The organism is Chitinophaga parva (assembly GCF_003071345.1).
Lineage (GTDB): Bacteria > Bacteroidota > Bacteroidia > Chitinophagales > Chitinophagaceae > Chitinophaga > Chitinophaga parva.
Map to the genome: position 1 here is coordinate 283,102 of NZ_QCYK01000002.1, position 18,121 is coordinate 301,222.

Genomic DNA, 18,121 nt, shown 5'->3' on the forward strand with positions numbered 1-18,121 from the left:
CTTTACATTTGAAGCCTGAAACGAAAAGCCGCCCATGAAGCCGTTTTGCTACCTACTTGCCTTCCTTGCCCTGGCCATCACCTGGACAGCCTGCAAGAGCGATACTGACATCATCCCACAGACCCACGGCAACGTCATGGTGTTCAACGCAGTGCCCGGAAACGTGGGCTACAACCTGATCAGCGTGTTTGTAGACACCACCCAGATTGCCAACATGCTGAAGACCGGCGATACCAGCGCTTTTTCTACCTTCCGCTCCCAGCTTTACCCCGTGTATATCCACGCGGCGGATAATGACACCAGTATACAGACGGAAATGACCATCCGTAACAACCACAACTTCTCTTTCTTCCTGGTATATGACACGCTACCGCTGCAAGGCCAGCCTAAGTATACCGGCCTGCTCACAGACGATACCCTGCGGCGCCCCGAGGTGAATACCGTGCGCCTGCGTGTGATAGACCTTGGTAAAACCCTGCTGGGCCAGGGCGATACGGCCAGCATACAGCCCATTACCATCGCCATGGACTATGACACGGCCTTGTTGTACAATGGTATGAGCTTCCGCCAGGTGGGCGACTTCCGCACCGTTGCCCCCGGCCCGCACAAGCTGTACTTCCGGACCTTCTACGATTCTGTATGGGTACGCCGGGACAGCCTGGCGGTAAACCTGGTGTCTGACAACAACTACACCGTGTACACCTCCGGGAGCCTGATGCGCAATGACCAGTTCAAAGCCTTTATTTACCGGCACTGGCGTTGATCAAATGCCCTGCAGTCGGGCATTGGCGGCCTCTGCGCGCGTTAAAAGAAAACTAAATTCTGGGAAAGCGGCGCCCAGCCTATTTTTCGTATCATAATAAACACTATTTTAGCCCGCAAAATAAAAACACCTGTATCTGCAGGATGCAATAATCCAACTGTAAACATGTACACATTGCAACAACTTGTGAAAAAAGGAATGCTGGCTTTGTTCGTAGCCGGTGGTATGACTGCTTGTAAAAACCAGGGCAACAACACCACGCCTCCTGCTGGTGCTGCTGCTCCCGCTACAACGACCGCTGCCGCCAGCAGCTTCAAAATTGCTTACGTGGACCTTGATTCCCTGGAAGCACATTTCGATTATTTCATCCAAAAGAAAAAAGAACTGGAGCAAAAACAGGAAGCAATGGATAATGAGCTGAATGCAAATGCCAATGCCCTGCGTAATGAGATACAACAGTTCCAGGCCAAGGCAAACACCATGACCCAGAACGAAGGAGAGTCCATCCAGCGTGCCCTGTATGGCAAACAGCAGGAACTGGAGCAGAAGCGCCAGAACCTGGCCCAAAAATATGCTGCGCAGGAGTCACAATTCAACGACGAGCTGCAGAAAAAACTGGACGCGTTCCTGCAAACCTATAATGCAGACAAGCGTTACGCCTACATCTTCTCTTTCCGTGCCGGCGCCAGCAACATCCTGTATCACGACCAGGCATACGACATTACGGCCGACGTGATCAAAGGCATGAACACTAAATAAATGAAGGGGTAAAAGCCCATAAAAATATTTATCTTAAATCCCGGTTTTCACGACCGGGATTTTTTATACCTATCCTGTTCCGTGTTGTGTACCTAACCATTAACATTAAATAGCCTGCATGAGTATCAACCAAAATGAGACAAACTCCTTCAAACCCTCTCTCAGCCTGCTGGACGCCACGATGATCGTGGCCGGGTCCATGATCGGCTCGGGTATTTTCCTGGTATCGGGCGATATTGCCCGCAATCTTGGGTCGGCCGGGTGGCTTACCCTCATGTGGGTGCTGGCCGGCGTGGTGACGCTGATAGCAGCCCTTAGTTACGGGGAGCTGTCTGGCATGTTTCCCAAAGCCGGGGGCCAGTATGTGTACCTGCGGGAAGCCTATAACCCGTTCATTGCTTTCCTTTTTGGGTGGACACAGTTTGGCGTGATCCAGACAGGTACCATCGCCGCCGTGGCTGTGGCTTTTGCCAAGTACACCGCTTTCCTGATACCGGCGGTGGGGGCGGACAATATCCTGCTTTCCGTAGCGGGCGTAAACATTTCCGCCGCCCAGCTACTGGCCATTGCTTCCATCGTGGTGCTGACGTATATCAATACCCGGGGGGTACAGGGCGGTAAGGTGATCCAGACTGTATTTACACTGGCCAAGCTGCTGTCGCTCTTTGGGCTGATCATTTTCGGGTTGCTGCTGGGCGCCAGGAAAAGCGTTTGGGATGCCAACTGGGTAAATGCCTGGGTACCCCAGACCATTGCCTCCAAGGATGCCATGCCCAAGCCGCTGGACCATCCTATCCTGCTGGGAGGTATGGCCCTGCTGGGAGCTATCGCCGTGTCGATGAAAGGCTCCCTTTTCTCCAGCGATGCCTGGAATAACGTGACCTTCATCGCCGGGGAGATCAAAAATCCCCAGAAGAACATTGGCCGCTCTTTATTCCTGGGTACTTTTATCGTGACCATCATTTACGTGAGTGCAAACCTCATGTACCTGGCTGTGATCCCTTTTCATGATATTGCCTTTACGGAGGCGGACCGCATAGGCGTGGTGGCGGCTACCAACAGTTTTGGGAGCATAGGCGCCATCATTATTGCCGTGATGATCATGGTATCTACGTTCGGGTGTAACAATGGGCTGATCCTTTCCGGCGCCCGCATTTACTATGGGATGTCGCAGGATGGGTTGTTCTTTAAGAAGGCCGGTACGCTGAACAAGAACAGTGTGCCCGCCTGGGGCCTGTGGATCCAGTGCTTCTGGGCCAGCTTCCTCTGCCTCACGGGCCGTTACGGAGACCTGTTGTCCATGGTGATCTTCGGGGTATTGATCTTTTACATCCTCACCATTGCGGGCATTTTTGTGCTGCGCCGCACGCGGCCGGAGATCCCGCGCTCTTACAAGGCCTTTGGTTATCCTGTACTGCCGGCCATCTACATCCTGGTGGCCCTGGTCCTGGCCTTACTGCTGCTAAAGGAGGAGGCCAACTATACGGTGCCGGGCCTGGGCATTATCCTGCTGGGCATTCCCCTGTATTATGTAGCTAAACGAAGCGCTTAAACGCACTCCATAGGAGGCCGTCCGGGTAACCTGGACGGCCTTTTTTAGATCCCTTGCCGGAAAGACAGTGTGGGCGGGGCTTTGGCAGGAATTATCCAATTTAGTGAAAACTGGAACTGCTGTATTTTTGACAACTGAAAAATATAAATTGCATGTATAAACAAAGAGCAAGAGGAATATTTATTGTTTTAACCTGGTAGTCATCACGCATCCCATTTAGTCTATTTGTTGTTAGCAGTGAAAGTATGAAAAGAGGAACTGGCAACGCTAAGTTGAAGTTAGCCTTAGGAAATACCCCGGAAGCGTTTGTTGTATACTGTTTTACATTTGAGATGAACTTATTGTTATAGCGATATTGTACACCGCATTTTGTTCCATCATTACTTATGCCAACTTTTTGATCACACAGGGTCCTAACCCTTTGTTTTAACCGTATAAAAGCAGTCTGGCTGGTTTCCAATTAGCCATTAAGCGACACGATTTGCATTCTCGAACATTCACATGACAATCTTTTACAATAAGCGCATTGTTTCTACGATGCGCTTTTTTGTTTATTTGCCTACTTTTGTTCCATGTTTACAACGATTTGTCAGCAGGTATTCAGCAAGAGCATTACCGATTATCATGTGAAGGACGACGTATACGCCCACATGGAAAACCCTTATGAAAAGACCAGCATTGAGCACTTACTGTATGCCAAGAACTGGATAGACACGGTGCAGTGGCACCTGGAAGATATTATCCGTGATCCGCTGATTGACCCCGTGGAAGCCCTGAAAATAAAGCGCTGGATAGACCGCTCCAACCAGGAGCGCACCGATATGGTAGAATACATCGACAGTTATTTCCTGGAGCAATATAAAGCAGTTACGCCTGCGGCGGATGCTTCCATCAACACGGAGAGCCCCGCCTGGGCGGTAGACCGCCTGTCTATCCTGGCGTTGAAGATCTATCACATGGAAGAGGAAACCCGCCGTGAGGATGCAACGGAAGCCCACCGCGAGGCCTGCCAGCGCAAGCTGGATGTGCTGCTTACCCAGCGCACAGACCTTTCCGGTGCTATTGAAGCCCTGCTGGAGGACATTGCCGCAGGCCGTAAGTACATGAAGGTGTACAAACAAATGAAGATGTATAACGACCCTTCATTGAACCCTGTGCTGTATGCCGGCAACAAATAAACCACGTACCATACTGGCCATCCGCCTGAGTGCCCTGGGCGATGCCGCCATGACCATTCCCGTGATCCGGGAGATGCTGGCGGCCGATCCGCAACTGCAGGTAGTACTGGTGACCAACCAGCGCTGGCTGGCGCTGGGGCAGGGGATAGACCGCCTGCACCTGGTGGGGGCCGATGTAAAGGGCCGCCACCAGGGCGTGCCGGGCCTGTACCGCTTGTACCGCGAGATCCGCAAAGCTTATCACATCAGCGCAGTGGCCGACCTGCACGGGGTATTGCGGGCCCGCATCCTGCGGACCTTCTTTTTGCTCAGCGGCAAAAAGGTGGCGGTGATAGACAAGGGAAGGGCAGAAAAAAAGGCACTGACCCGCCAGGAGCATAAAATACTGCAACCGCTTAAAACCACGGTACAACGTTACCGCGATGTGTTTGCCCAGCTGGGCATACAGGGTATAACGGTGACGCCTATACGCAATAACGCACTCTCTGGAAAAGTACAAGCTATTACTGGTATAAAAGGTGCGGGGGAGCGTTGGATCGGCATTGCGCCCTTTGCTACTTACCGCGAAAAAATGTATCCGCTGGAGCGCATGGAAGCGGTGATGAATGTGCTGGGGACCGACCCGGGATGCAAGGTGTTCCTGTTTGGCGGTGGACCGGGAGAGATACAGCAGCTGGCTGCACTGGCAGCGGATAATCCTAATGTGGTGTGTGCTGCCGGCAAGTTTTCGCTGGAAGAAGAGCTGGCCATGGTGGCGCAACTGGATGTGATGGTGAGTATGGATTCTGCGAACATGCACCTGGCTTCGCTAAAGGGCACACCGGTAGTGTCTGTTTGGGGCGCTACGCACCCGTACGCCGGGTTTATGGGATATGGGCAATCAGCGGCGGATGCGGCGCAGATCGTGCTGGAATGCAGGCCTTGCTCCGTGTTTGGGAATAAGCCTTGTTTCCGGGGGGACCATGCGTGTATGGAGTGGCTGGAACCCATGGTGATCGTGGATCATGTGAGGAAGGTGCTGGCGCGGGGTGGGTGATTTTGAAAAAAGTGGCTGGAAACGGAAAGTTTTTTTTGTGGGTGTCAGAATTTTTATAATTTTGCCATCCCGATTAAGGGAATTGCCCGATAGTATAATGGTAGTACGACAGATTTTGGTTCTGTTTGTCTTGGTTCGAATCCAGGTCGGGCAACAGAACGTGGTTTTCAACGAACTTCCACGGAATAAAAAAAGCTCTGAAAGCCGCTACAGTCCTCGATTGTAGCGGCTTTTTTCATTTCTACGCCCTTCCCCATTTTCCGCTGAAATCCGCCCATTTCCACCAATTGTTTTACACTTTGTTTTACACTTGTTTTACGCTTTTTGACCAGTTTTCCTTACCTTAGACTAAACACAGGAGGTTTTTATGATACTTCCCACGTATGAAGTCGTCCATAACTGGCGCAATTGGCGTAATAAAAAGAACCGCTATAAAGTCCACATCCGCATCACCATCAATTGCAAAAGCCGCTATTATGAAATAGCGACTCCCCTTAAGGTCCACCCGATGAATGGAGCGGCAAATACGCCGCCTGGGTCAGACCCACCCACCCCTTCGCCTTCGATATCAATAACCGGATCACCGATACCATGAACGTGCTCAACGAGCTAAATAAGCGCTTTTACAACGCTAAAAAATCCTTGAGCTTCCCACTGGTCTTGGCTGAATTGAAAAAAGACTTTAACCCTGAGATTTTCAACGACTACTACGAGCACGTTTGTAAGAATCCGAAAGAAAACTCTTGCGTTTCGACCTGAAATGAGTGGAACTGCCGATATTATTACCAATGAAAGAAGTATTTTGAGTCGTATTTTTGATTCCATAAATGGGGAATTCTTTAAATAAGGATATTCGGTTGGTATGAGAAATGTTTAAGTGCTTTTCTTTATCGTATTTTTACCTATTTTTCTTTGCTGCAGCCGGAGTTCGGGATGCTCTTTGGTGCCTCCCTAAATGATATTAGGACCAGTATGGTTGATAAATTTTGCAGGTGGATAGGGATTGTATAATAAACTGTGTCAAAGGTTAAAAAAACTGCATGACATTAACCCCTTCGAATGGATGAAGTCCGTACTGGAGAAAATACCGGCTCATCAGATCAATAAGGTGGCTGATCTTTTACCTCACCGTTGGGCCGCTGCGCAATAAAAGTCGTTCAAATGGATATCTTCCCGGTCGTATATCGCTGTGTAGTAGTCGTCAAACCTAAACAACCCTTGCTGGATTGGCTACGGTCCGTCGATCCTTCACATAATCCAACCCTGGAAGATATATGCAAAGACAGCCATGCCTACCTGGTCCCTGATTTTGAGGAGGCACCGGACATCGAAAAGGCTATCGACAAATACCTGAAAGATAACTTTGAAGGCATCTTCCTCAATGAACTTATAGCCTGGTATACAGACCCTCAAATGTTCCCCAAAATGACGTACCCGTTGTTCCAGGCCTGGTTCGAAATATCCATTCACACCATGGCTTTTGATACCGTAAATAAACCGATAAACAAAGAATAGTATGAATCAACCGATAAAAATCACTGGCACTCGTTCATACATCCTCGTTGAGTTTGGCTCAAAGAGCGTTAAAATTGAAGGCGAACTAACCTTAACCCCAGCATTCTACGCTTCGATCAGGTCAATTAAAAACTGGGAAAGCCCACATCAAGACATGGAAATATCTCCCGCAGAAAGAAAAGAGATCATAGATCAGGTGCTTGCTCAAAACAATCCTGATTTTAAAATTATTTTTGTGGAGTAGGTACTTTACCGGAGGCTTACATGCGTATACAATATTTTGGGTATCAATTCAGAGGGGCGGAAAGACGTGCTGGGCATGTATGTTCGGAGAGCGAGGGCGCCAATTTTTGGCTAGACGTGCTCACCAACCTGCAGCAGCGGGGGGTAGCTGATATCCTGATCGCCTGCATTGACAACCTTAAGGGCTTTGCCGAGGCCATTGCCAGCATTTATCCTCAAACCGAGGTTCAAACCTGCATCGTACATCAGATCCGCAACTCAATTAAGTACCTATCCAGCAAAGATCAAAAGGCCTTTATGGCTGATCTAAAGCCCGTATACCAGGCCGTGAGCAAAGATGAAGCGGCGCATCAGCTTGAGGAACTGGAGGGTAAATGGGGCAAGAAATATTCTGTGGTACTGGATTCCTGGAAACGCAACTGGGAGAAGCTGACTACCTACTTTCAGTATTCCGGGGCTATTCGTAAACTGATCTACACGACCAATACCATTGAAGGCTTCCATCGGCAGGTCCGGAAGGTAACTAAGACGAAAGGTGCTTTTACATCCGACATGGCCTTGCTGAAACTGATCTACCTGGCAACCCAGCATATTCAGAAAAAGTGGACCCAACCCTTGCAGAATTGGGGTTTGACCGTTTCCCAGTTGTCAATCAGATTTGGGGAACGCCTGCGACTACGGTTGGGATAGCCTCGTTGGTAACTGATATTTTTTGCAACCCTGGAACATCACCCGGCATCAACAGAAAAAATATCACTTCCCAACAAGATGAGATTAAGCTCTCTGAACAACTGACACAGTTTAATTTACACTCCCGCCAAAATCGAAATCAGTTTTTAGTTTCTCCCGGCTACTCAAATGATCTCTATGAAATCGACACTAACAAAAATGTCCTGCATAAGAAATATAGCATTGATTTGGGGAAATATCGACTCCCCAATGACTTTGCAACTAAATATCCAACGTTTATTTCCTTTGATAAAGGACTAGGTCACTCCAATTATGCCTATATAACCGACTATTGGGATACTCCCAACTATCTGGTTTATTCATTCTCTTATAAGGGTCTTATCTATGATGTTTACTATTCGAAACGAACTAAACAAATACGATATGGTAATGCATGGTTTAACAATGTGTATGGCATCATAGTGGGTGCCAATAAGGGAGCCTACGATGATAATATTATTGCGGTCTACGATCCTGCAAATATTGAAAGTTACCAAAAATCCCTAATTACAAAGCGAACTAAAGAGCAAACCGACTCGTTGCTGCAGGTGCTAATAGATTTTATAATTTAAATGGAGAATCAAATATGTTTGTTCCAAACGATTTTGCATATAGTCAGGCGGAAATAAATATAATACAAACCATTAAGCCCAGTCACAACCCGGTAATCTTAATTGCAAAACTTAAATATTTCTAGGTCCATAATCTAAAGCATGTACATGAAAAACATCTGGATATACCTGTTAGTTTCATTTCTGTTAATCTCGAACGGATTTTTGCTTTTCCGCATGTCTGGAAAGAAGAACGATACGGCTGCTTCACTTTTGGCGGAAATGAGAGCGTCTGATAGTGGTCAACTAGCAATGGAAAAATATTACCACACCAATAATGTAATGAATTCTCAATTAAATAACGATATAAAGCTAGATGACAATCTGACCGTGACGGGAGTTGATAACAAAGATGTAAAATTAAAGACTTTAGTGGGGAATGGACCAAAGCTGATTGTGAGAAGCAATGAATCTGGTTGCTCAGTATGCATTGAGAATGAAATTCAAAAGGTTGCAAAATTTGCCAAAATTGTTGGAGATTCAAATATAATAGTAGTTGCAAATTTTACTAATGTTCGAAAATCTGTGGTATTTAAGCAAACTAATAATATTTCCTTGCAAACTTATGTTTGTAAGAGTGTTGGTCTTCCATATGAAAAAAATAATGATAAGCCATTTGTCTTCTTACTTACTCCAGACATGATCGCACAAAATTTTTATCTCCCAGAGGTAACAGATCCAGAGGTTGCCCAGGGGTATTATTCTGCAATTTATAAACGATATTTTAAAGAGGCTCTACATGGAAATCCACCTGAGCTTCCCTCATTGTAGTCGAAGCCTTCAAAAGAGCAATATTAGTAGGAATTAAAATGGAAGTCGGAAATAAAGCAATATATAGAAGTTTTCAATACACCGGTTTGTTGAGGTGGGTTTCTGTGGTTATAATTATAATCACTTCCAGTGGAGGTGTCCTTGCGCAAAAGTCTAAAGGCATATTATTAGCCCAGGTACGCGATAGCGCTCATAATTTTGCCATGCAGGCTGCCACCGTATCTATTTATAATGTCGCAACAAAACAGTTAGTAAGTTATCAGTTGTCCGATAATTTTGGACGGGTTGAGTTTAGAGGATTACCCACTGATACTGCCTTATTTTACATTGCGACCAACATCGGCTATGCGCCATTGAAGAATGTGTTTACCATACCAGGAACCTCAGCGGAATTAAATATTGGCACAATAAATATGATGCGCAAAGCCGTTTCACTGAAGGAAATTACCATAACAGGGGAGCCTCCACCCGTTCAAATGCATGCCGATACATTAGAGTTCAACGCGGAGGCATTTAAACTGGACTCCAACGCGGTAATGGAAGATTTATTGAAGAAACTTCCGGGTATAACTATCTGGAGCGACGGAGTAATAACGGTAAATGGGAAGAAAGTAAACAAATTATTAGTGGATGGCAAAGTTTTTTTTGATTCCGGTGGTAAGATCGCGCTACAAAATCTGTCAAAAGATGCAATAAAGAAGGTTCAAGTATATGAGGATAAAAGTGGGTCGGACCTGCTAGATGTCAAGACCAACATGAACGTAGTGTTGAAGGACAATAAAAAGGATGGTTATTTTGGTAAGGTTGGAGTGGGCGTCGGAACAAACGGTAGATATGATGGGGATGCGATGATCAGTTATTTTTCACCGAAGGATCAGGTAAGTATAGTAGGTGCTATTAATAACCTGAACAAATCTGCAAATAATGCCAATACTTTGATAGCAATTAACTCATATAAAGGTTCGGAGCTCAATAACGATTATGTCTCAGACTTTTCAAAACCGGGAATACTCGTTTACAAAGCATTCGGAGTTACGTTATTGCATGATTTTAATAAAAGAAGGAGAAATACTGTAGATACAAATAACCTGAAGGTCGAGTATTTTTTAAACAACAATAATAATATTGGGAATGAAAGATTGAACACGGTTTTTACGTTGGGCCTCAACGAGCAATTGCATCAGACAACGAAAAATAATTCATCGTCCAAGACCCTCGGTCAATTTTTTCGCACGGAATACAATAAAACGTTTGACCATAGCAGGTTATCGGCCTCCTACAAATTTTTTCATAATACTGAGGATATCTCCAGCGACTTAAATACCCAATCCGTAGAAGAAAGTGGACAAATTTCAAGTGAGCAACACGATGCGCAGCAAAGTCGTAACAAGACGACTGGCCACGAGGGAGGTATCGATTTCAAGACTAATAGATACACGGACCATGTCTCGCATAGAAGTAAGTCGGTCGATATGACGCTTAGCTACTTTTTTTCCGATAATCATACGGAAAATGATCGTGTTCGGCTATCTGATTTAGTGGCTATTGATACCGTGCAGAATAAGCATTTTAATAGGCATTATTTTACAAATACCAACTTGCTATATAACAGCATAGCTAACAGTTTAAATGATGTATTGAGATTGACCGGAAATGAAAAGCCAGCGTTTAAGGTTGATATGAAGAACTTTTTATCATATTCTTTAAGGCGGCAGACAGACGTTGTTGCAGATTACTCCACTACCTTTGGCCAATACCTGAGAAACGACAGCCTGACCAATGAAATCAATGTTCGTGTTATCGATTACAAACCAGGTTTGTATTTCACTAAATTTATTGTCAATAAATTATCTAATAGATATAGAAAATCCTGGCAGTTTGATCTCTTTTCGCAAGGCGAGATTTACAATTTCAATAGCACATCTCCACGGCGATTTCAAAACCTGAATCAATCTTATTTTTATTTTGTGCCAACAGCAGGTGTGGAATATACTAACGATCAGTTTAATAGTTTCAGGAAATTACTTTCGTTAAAATATTTGACGAGCGTACTTTACCCAGATCTACAGCAACTGGCGCCTTTAGTAGATGATGCTAATGTTTCTTTTCTCAGTTTTGGTAATAGTCGGTTAAAACCATCTTATTCACATGATTTGGAATTCAAATATCACTATGATAATAAAACTTCTAATGATCCGTTTCAGGGTGAACTAAGCGCTAAAGCTGGGCTTACTGACAATTTCATAACTGACAGTAGTTACTATGATCTACTTGGTAGGATCATCTATTTTCCCATAAACGTATCAGGCGAACACCATGGATCACTGGGTGGATCATTGCAAAAGGCATTTAAAAGGAATGCACATCAATTGCAAGTTTCTGGTAGGACAAGATTCGGCATTTCAACTCATCAATCCAGTATCAATGGGGATTTTTACCAAATAAAATCCCATCTATGGACGGCGGATGCTGGCCTTACTTATAGTTTTAAAGAACTGACAGCACAACTGGGAGAGTCGTATTTTAATAATTCAAGCAATAGGCCAGGAACAAATGACTACCAATACAGTAGTGTGAAGACGTATGTTTCGTTTACAATTATTATGTCAAATGGTTTGTTCTTTGATTCCAGGATCGATTTTAACAAGAGTTGGTCTACCAATGTAGACAATCTGTTTTTTAATATATGGAATGCAAATTTGGGGTGTCGATTTTTGAAAGCTCGAAATTTAGAAATTAAGATGTCAGGGCTTGATCTATTACATCAAAATAAAAACATTGTTAGCTATATTAGCAATAATAGCATCAGTACTGGTACAGTGAATGTGCTGCAACAGTATTTTATGCTTACCCTGGCTTACTACCCTAGAAAATTTGGGCTGAAAGTAAAAGCTGATTAAATCTTTTGACATGAAACTTAAATGTTATACTACTTTATTGCTGCTTTTTCTAATAAATGGAACTGGGTTCGCCCAAGATATTGTGCCTACAGACACAACTAAAGTTTCAATTCTCCGCATCGATCCATCTAATGCTATGGGCGGAAATGTTTCAGATGTTTTCTCATTGGTGAATTATATTCCTTTGGAAACAACTTCAGAAAGCATCTTTGGAAATATCAGCCAACTTGAAATATTGAACGGTTATTACATTATCCTGGATTATGATAAAAATGCTATATTCATTTTTACCCTGAATGGAAAATACCATTCAAAAATTCAAGGAAAACCTCATTCACCGATTTATAAGTTTCTCATCAATAAGTGGACAAATCAAATAATTTATACCTCTGACAATTACCGGACAGTAACCTATTGTGACCTCAATGGAAAAGTAATAAAGACAGAGAAGAATATGTCCTCAAACGGTATTCCAAACATTTATCTGAATTCGCACTTTATTTCTGAAGATCAGCTTTTAAGTTACGATCAGTATAGGAATATTGACTCTACATCTAAATATTTTACAAGCTACACTAGATCACTCTTAAGATTCGGAAATCCCATTCATGCAATTGGAATGCCGTATAGCCAGCAGTATGCCAAAATTGATATATTGAGTACGACAGTGGGACCGCTTACTACGTTTGGTAACGATACAGTTTTTTTATTCGCTAAACCATATAGCTATGATCTTTATTTCGTTTCACCTCATTGTATCAAACAAGTATACAAGTTAGTGTTCCCTCAAGCATCCTCGTTGCCTGCAGACTTCTTGACAAACAGCGAATACGACTTTAAGAGGATTGACTTTATACAAAAGAATCCTGAAATGATTTTTGCCCTTAATAATTGTTATCTATTGGGAAATAATCTACTATTTGAGGCCAGCAGCTACAAAGCCAGGCAAGATGATAACATTTTGTATAATCTTGAATCTGGTAACGTTATTGCAATCAAGCATATCTTACCTGATTCATTATCGTATAATTTGCCGATTATAGACCTTGTAAGTGCCAATTTTGAGAATATAGGATTTGCCTATTGCGATGGTAGTTACATCTATACCAGTTTATCATCTTTATGCCTTTTTCAGACTAGAGATGCAAATGGTATCAACCAAAAGACAATGCCGGAAATACTTCAGAGCTACTTCAAAAAGGGAACTTCAAAAGATAATCCAGTTATTGTACAATTGAAACTGAAAGCAAATCTCTAGACAACGAAGATGGGCAACGTTAACGTTACAAGTACGGTTACCAGCGTACTGAGGTAGCTGGGAAGTTTTCGTCTAAAGGTAATTCCTGGGTGCCTTCGACAAGGAGCTGCATGATCGCTATAAAGTTAGCGGAAAAATCATATCTTCTTCCGCAGGTTTCCGTCAATTGCTGATTTATCTTTCCGCCGCCAACAATTCCGTAGGGGCATACCCAAAATGCTTCTTGAACGCGAACGAGAAATGAGAAAGATTTTCAAACCCTACTTCATAACATACATCTATAGGCTTCTTCTTTTTCTCCACAAACTGGTAATGCGCCAGCTCCAGCCGCTTTTGGGTCAACCATTTCTGCGGCGTGGTATCGAATGTTTTCTTGAAATCCCTTTTGAAAGTGGTGAGGCTTCTGCCCGTGAGGTAACCGAATTTTTCCAACGGCATGTGAAACATGAAATTCTTTTCCATGTAATCTGCGAGGTTGATCTTGCCCGGCTCCTCGAAATTCGCGAGCATGTCATCTATCTCCGGATCTATCGAACGCAGGATGCTCACCGCTTCCGTGATCTTAAGATGAGCGATGTTCTCCGGCAGGTCTTTCATATCGAAATACGGTATCAGGGAAGACAAGCAGCTTTCCAGCAACGGGTGATTATTGAAATGCCGGATTTTTTGCGCGCCCGCCGCTTTAGGCTTCACTTTAATTCTTTCGTAGAAATCCCGCAACCATTCCGTGGTCAGATGCATCACCACGGTTTTATGCGGTAACCCGTCTTTCGGGTAATTGATGATCGTGGCCAGCTGGTTCCTGGGTATCAGGAAAATATCTCCCTTGTTGAACATATACGTTCCTTCCGCCTGCACGATCTTGGTTTCACCGGAAATGAACCAGATCAGCATGTGGTCCTCGAACATGATGTCCGATTTAAAGAACTTGTCCTCGTAGCAGGACAACTTGATGTTTTCGGTGATATATTTAGCTTGATACTCCATGTGCCAAAGTTTAAGATCAAAACAAATTTAACGGATATAATACTTCTTAGCTTTGTTTATAAGGCCAAATTTGCTTTGTTTATGGGGTCAGTCCTTATTTATTTAAGGACTGACCACCATCTATCATATATTCTGCGCCTGTAATGAAAGCCGCGTCATCACTGGCCAGGAAGCTGATCAGCTTGCCCGCTTCGGTGGGAATGCCCAGCCTGCCCAGCGGTACGCCGGAAACAATGAATTCCTGGATCTTTGGATCGGATAGACCGGCCTTTTCCATGATCTCGGTTGCGAATGGGCCGGGGCTTACTGCGTTCACCCGGATCCTGCGCGGTGCCAGTTCTATCGCCGCTACCTGTATCAGCGCATTGATGGCGGCTTTGCTGGCCATATAAACGGATGTTTGCGGTGTGCATTTAGAGGCGGAAGAGGAGGAGATGAACACAACGGATGCGCCGTCATTCAGTACAGGTATGAACCGGCTTAGTGTAAAGTAAGCACCTTTCAGGTTTACGTTCATCACTTCGTCGAATAACTGTTCAGTAGCGTTTTCTATCGTTGTCAGCTTTGAAACGCCGGCATTTATCACCAGGATGTCGATCTTCCCAAACTGTTGCGCAACGCTGGCTGCAAGTGCTTCAATATCCGCCATTTTAGTTTGATCGGCTAACAGGGCCGTTGCGCCCAGTTCCTTCGCTGCGTTTTCAACAGCTTCTTTTCTTCTGCCTGTGATGATCACCTGTGCGCCGTTTGCGGCCAGGTCTTTTGCCGTGGAATAACCGATCCCGCTGTTGCCACCGGTAATGAGGGCAACTTTTCCGTATAAGTTTTGCATGTTAAATAAATTGAGGAGTTGAAAGAATGTAAGTGAAGCAAAGATTCCGCAGCCCGCCATAGAGCTCACATAGTTTGTGGGTGAAGCTGGCGGGGAAGAAGCTTTCCGGCTTTGCGATCGCCATCAGTTCATCTGTAATGAGCAGGTAGGAGCGTGCCGGCACATTGTTCTTCAACAGGCGGTGTGCTTCTATCACTACTTCACCGTATAATTTGTGAAAGCCGGCGATGGGGAATTCCGTCATCTCACCATAATGTGCAATAGCTTTGAGGTGAAGGTCCAGTGCAAGATTGTATTTTTTACCCAGCGCTATGACCTGCTCATCGAATGCAGCCTTCATGATCTCGAATTGTTCATACAGCTCATCCGCAGTAGGGATGGATCGCATGTTGAAGAAGAACACGGCATCGCCTTCTATCTCTGCGATCTCCATCTGCAGCTTGTTATGCCGGATGATGGTAGAAAGCAGTTCCTGCGTGATGATCTGCCCGGTTACCAGGTCGGTGTTGCGCACCAGCTCTGTGAATCCACTGATGTCCGGAATAAATACCAGGCCCTTCTTTGTGTTTGTTTTCATGTGATGAAAGTTTTAGTGGACCTGGTAACCGAGCAATAGAAAACTGTTACCGCTCTTTGCAGGAACGATGTAATTGTTTTGTATGATAAAGATCAGAGATCGGAGGGAGCGTAGCCGAAATGCTTTTTAAAGGCGTAGGAGAAGTGCGACAGGTTTTCGAAACCTACTTCGTAATACACATCCACAGGCCGCAGCTTTTTCTCCCTGAAGTTGTGCCAGGCCAGCTCCAGCCTTTTCTGTGTGAGCCATTTTTGCGGGGTGGTGCCGAATGCTTTTTTGAAGTCGCGCTTGAATGTGGACAGGCTTCTGCCGGTGAGATAACTGAATTTTTCCAGTGGCATATTGAACATGTAATTCTTCTGCATGAAATCCACAAGGCCGGCCTTGTCCGGCATTTCGAAGTTGGCCAGCACGCTGTCTATATCCTGGTCTATCAGGCGCAGCACACTGATTGCCTCTGTGATCTTAATGGATGCAATATCTTCCGGCAGTGTTCCCTTTAATTCAAAATATGGTATCAGCGAAGCAAGGCAGCTTGTCAGCAAGGGGTGATCCCCAAAGCTCCTGATCCTGCCAGACCGGTCAACCGGTACTTTAATATCCATGCCTGCATAAAAATCGCGGAGCCTTTTGGTGGAAAGATGCATTACTACGGTTTTGTGCTGCTGGTTATTGTTCGGATAGTTGACGATCGTGGCGAGGTGGTTGCGCGGGACCAGGAAAATGTCTCCCGATCTGAATGTGTTACAGGTATCCACCTGGATGATCTTTGTTGTTCCGGAAATGAACCAGATCAGCATATGATGATCAAATACGATCTCTGTTTTAGATAGTTTATCCTCGTAACAGGAGATCTTGATGTCTGGTGCCAGGTACTTCGACTGATGTTCCATATCAACGGATATTGAAGGTGATGCCTGTCATCTGTTCCGTAAGTGCCCACAGGCGTTTGGCATTGTGCTCATCCAGCGAATATGGCATCACACCGCTTTGGTGAAGTGTGGCACCTGTTTGTAATTCGGCGACGTCGCCATCTTCACAGTACACACCGCCAATGTTGTTGAGGAGTGGGCTGGTTGCAGCCCATACAGTGGTGGCTGCGCCTTGTGGAATGGTTTTCAGGGATGCCAGTACTTCGGGGCGTATATTGCCGTGCTCATCCATGAGGCCCATCTTCTGGAATAATTCAACGGATGCTTCGCGGCCAAGTTCTGTACCGGCAATGGACCCGGGATGTACGGAATAAGCTCTTACATTGTATTCGCTCGCGCGGTTATCCAGCTCCAATGCGAACAGGTTGCTGGCGGTTTTAGATTGGCCATAAGCCTGCAATGTTTCGTAGTCGCGGTGTTCGAAATTCGGGTCGTCGAAATTGAACGGTGCCATGTGATGACCTAAAGAAGAAACGTTCACCACTCTTGCACCGTTTGCTTTTTTCAGCGCGGTCCAGAGCCTTGCAACGAGATGAAATTGGCCGATGTAATTAGTGGCCAGTTGTGATTCAATGCCACGCTGATCTTTACGCAATGGCACCCACATAATGCCGGCGTTGTTGATCAGCAAATGTAACGGCCTGCCAGATGCGAGGAATTTTTCGGCAAAGGCATCGATAGAAACAGGGTTCATAAAATCCATCGCTTCGATCTCTACGTTAGCGATGCCTGCGAGGTTCTTCCTGGCTTTTTCTACGTCCCTTGCAGGAACGATCACGGTTGCACCGGCTGCAGTGAGCGTCCGGGTCGTCTCCACACCAATGCCCGCGTTACCGCCGGTTATGATCGCGATCTTGCCGGTAAGGTCTATGCCTTTGATAATGTCTTCAGTTGTTGATTGGGCGTTAAAGCCCGTGCCGAGTGGGTGTTGCAGTGCTCCCTGGTTGTTGTTCTGTATCATGTGTAGTTTGTTTTGTTGATACAAAAGTAGCGCGCTTATTTTCGGCCGGCTTTGTTATACGGGTCGAATTTGTTTTGTTTTCAGGACCACCACGCCACCTTACGTTTCAGTTGCATTAGTTTCTTCACCAGTGGAACCTTTGACGAGACATGGTATAAAGTGGCCTGCAAATATCCTGGGGATCCGGTTTGTGCGAAAATAGTGCGAGGGTACGACCGGTCACGCAAGCAAAGTGCCGCTGTGGCTAGTATAGGATCGGACCCCAACCTACAGGCAATGCGTGGGGCAGGTCGCGCATTCTTTACCACAGCGGTAAAAATTCATCCTGGTGGAGGCCATTATATCAAGGCCTATGTGCGCGATCAAGCCAGTCTGCGTTCCCTTGCTGATCTGCTGGAAACCTTACCAGCGGTAAAAAAAGCCAACATCTTTGCAGTTGGAAAAATAAGGATAACCTAATCATTTATTGTCAACCTCCCTTTAACATAAAAGAGACCCAGCAGCAGGTCGAGCAAGC

General features: G+C 45.3%; 18 protein-coding genes, 1 tRNA gene and 1 pseudogene. 15 read left to right on the forward strand and 5 right to left on the reverse strand.

Annotated elements, in window-relative coordinates:
• The first annotated feature begins 34 nt into the window (after positions 1 to 34).
• From DCC81_RS11455 to DCC81_RS11525, 14 genes and pseudogenes are all read left to right on the forward strand, one after another.
• Positions 35 to 763, forward strand: coding sequence for a DUF4397 domain-containing protein (locus tag DCC81_RS11455; RefSeq protein WP_108686764.1), 729 nt, complete (start codon positions 35 to 37; stop codon positions 761 to 763).
• 165 nt (positions 764 to 928) lie between these two features.
• Positions 929 to 1,522 (forward strand): OmpH family outer membrane protein, encoded by a 594-nt coding sequence (locus tag DCC81_RS11460; protein WP_108686765.1) that lies wholly within the window; start codon positions 929 to 931, stop codon positions 1,520 to 1,522.
• Between the two features lie 118 nt (positions 1,523 to 1,640).
• The gene (locus DCC81_RS11465; protein ID WP_108686766.1) at positions 1,641 to 3,074 is read left to right on the forward strand and encodes an APC family permease; all 1,434 of its coding nucleotides are present in this window, start codon (positions 1,641 to 1,643) and stop codon (positions 3,072 to 3,074) included.
• A 572-nt stretch (positions 3,075 to 3,646) separates the two neighbouring features.
• Positions 3,647 to 4,252 (forward strand): DUF4254 domain-containing protein, encoded by a 606-nt coding sequence (locus tag DCC81_RS11470; protein ID WP_108686767.1) that lies wholly within the window; start codon positions 3,647 to 3,649, stop codon positions 4,250 to 4,252.
• The gene (locus DCC81_RS11475; RefSeq protein ID WP_108686768.1) at positions 4,236 to 5,288 is read left to right on the forward strand and encodes a glycosyltransferase family 9 protein; all 1,053 of its coding nucleotides are present in this window, start codon (positions 4,236 to 4,238) and stop codon (positions 5,286 to 5,288) included. Before DCC81_RS11470 ends, DCC81_RS11475 begins: the two co-directional genes overlap by 17 nt.
• Positions 5,289 to 5,371: 83 nt before the next feature.
• Positions 5,372 to 5,442: transfer RNA gene (locus DCC81_RS11480), tRNA-Gln, on the forward strand.
• An 849-nt stretch (positions 5,443 to 6,291) separates the two neighbouring features.
• Complete coding sequence (locus tag DCC81_RS26060) at positions 6,292 to 6,438, forward strand: transposase domain-containing protein (RefSeq protein WP_108686770.1); 147 nt, start codon at positions 6,292 to 6,294, stop codon at positions 6,436 to 6,438.
• Between the two features lie 11 nt (positions 6,439 to 6,449).
• On the forward strand, positions 6,450 to 6,803 hold the full coding sequence (locus DCC81_RS11495; protein ID WP_108686771.1) for a hypothetical protein: 354 nt from the start codon (positions 6,450 to 6,452) through the stop codon (positions 6,801 to 6,803).
• Between the two features lies 1 nt (position 6,804).
• A complete protein-coding gene (locus DCC81_RS11500) occupies positions 6,805 to 7,047 on the forward strand; it encodes an Imm74 family immunity protein (protein ID WP_108686772.1) in 243 nt (80 codons plus the stop codon).
• Positions 7,048 to 7,068: 21 nt separating this feature from the next.
• Positions 7,069 to 7,736 (forward strand): annotated as a pseudogene (locus DCC81_RS11505) (IS256 family transposase); the annotation flags it as partial.
• On the forward strand, positions 7,649 to 8,347 hold the full coding sequence (locus DCC81_RS11510) for a hypothetical protein (RefSeq protein WP_133177631.1): 699 nt from the start codon (positions 7,649 to 7,651) through the stop codon (positions 8,345 to 8,347). The pseudogene DCC81_RS11505 and the gene DCC81_RS11510, both read left to right, overlap by 88 nt.
• 147 nt (positions 8,348 to 8,494) lie before the next feature.
• Positions 8,495 to 9,157: a hypothetical protein gene (locus DCC81_RS11515; RefSeq protein WP_133177632.1), complete on the forward strand. Its 663-nt coding sequence runs from the start codon at positions 8,495 to 8,497 to the stop codon at positions 9,155 to 9,157.
• A 38-nt stretch (positions 9,158 to 9,195) separates the two neighbouring features.
• Positions 9,196 to 12,057: an outer membrane beta-barrel protein gene (locus DCC81_RS11520; protein ID WP_108686775.1), complete on the forward strand. Its 2,862-nt coding sequence runs from the start codon at positions 9,196 to 9,198 to the stop codon at positions 12,055 to 12,057.
• Positions 12,058 to 12,067: 10 nt separating this feature from the next.
• A complete protein-coding gene (locus DCC81_RS11525) occupies positions 12,068 to 13,315 on the forward strand; it encodes a 6-bladed beta-propeller (RefSeq protein WP_108686776.1) in 1,248 nt (415 codons plus the stop codon).
• Positions 13,316 to 13,489: 174 nt separating this feature from the next.
• Here DCC81_RS11525 and DCC81_RS11530 read toward each other — a convergent pair whose 3' ends face one another.
• The 5 genes from DCC81_RS11530 to DCC81_RS11550 form a co-directional block, all read right to left on the reverse strand.
• Positions 13,490 to 14,302 (reverse strand): helix-turn-helix domain-containing protein, encoded by an 813-nt coding sequence (locus DCC81_RS11530; RefSeq protein ID WP_108686777.1) that lies wholly within the window; start codon positions 14,300 to 14,302, stop codon positions 13,490 to 13,492.
• A gap of 94 nt (positions 14,303 to 14,396) precedes the next feature.
• Positions 14,397 to 15,134, reverse strand: a complete 738-nt coding sequence (locus tag DCC81_RS11535) for a glucose 1-dehydrogenase (protein WP_108686778.1) — start codon at positions 15,132 to 15,134, stop codon at positions 14,397 to 14,399.
• 1 nt (position 15,135) lies between these two features.
• Entirely contained in the window at positions 15,136 to 15,711 is a 576-nt protein-coding gene (locus DCC81_RS11540; protein WP_108686779.1) for a DUF2652 domain-containing protein, read from the reverse strand.
• Positions 15,712 to 15,803: 92 nt separating this feature from the next.
• Positions 15,804 to 16,604: a helix-turn-helix domain-containing protein gene (locus DCC81_RS11545; protein ID WP_108686780.1), complete on the reverse strand. Its 801-nt coding sequence runs from the start codon at positions 16,602 to 16,604 to the stop codon at positions 15,804 to 15,806.
• Between the two features lies 1 nt (position 16,605).
• Positions 16,606 to 17,604, reverse strand: coding sequence for an SDR family NAD(P)-dependent oxidoreductase (locus DCC81_RS11550; RefSeq protein WP_108686781.1), 999 nt, complete (start codon positions 17,602 to 17,604; stop codon positions 16,606 to 16,608).
• Positions 17,605 to 17,880: 276 nt separating this feature from the next.
• Between DCC81_RS11550 and DCC81_RS25375 the strand changes: the two genes are divergently transcribed.
• The gene (locus tag DCC81_RS25375) at positions 17,881 to 18,063 is read left to right on the forward strand and encodes a hypothetical protein (protein WP_133177633.1); all 183 of its coding nucleotides are present in this window, start codon (positions 17,881 to 17,883) and stop codon (positions 18,061 to 18,063) included.
• Positions 18,064 to 18,121 lie beyond the last annotated feature (58 nt).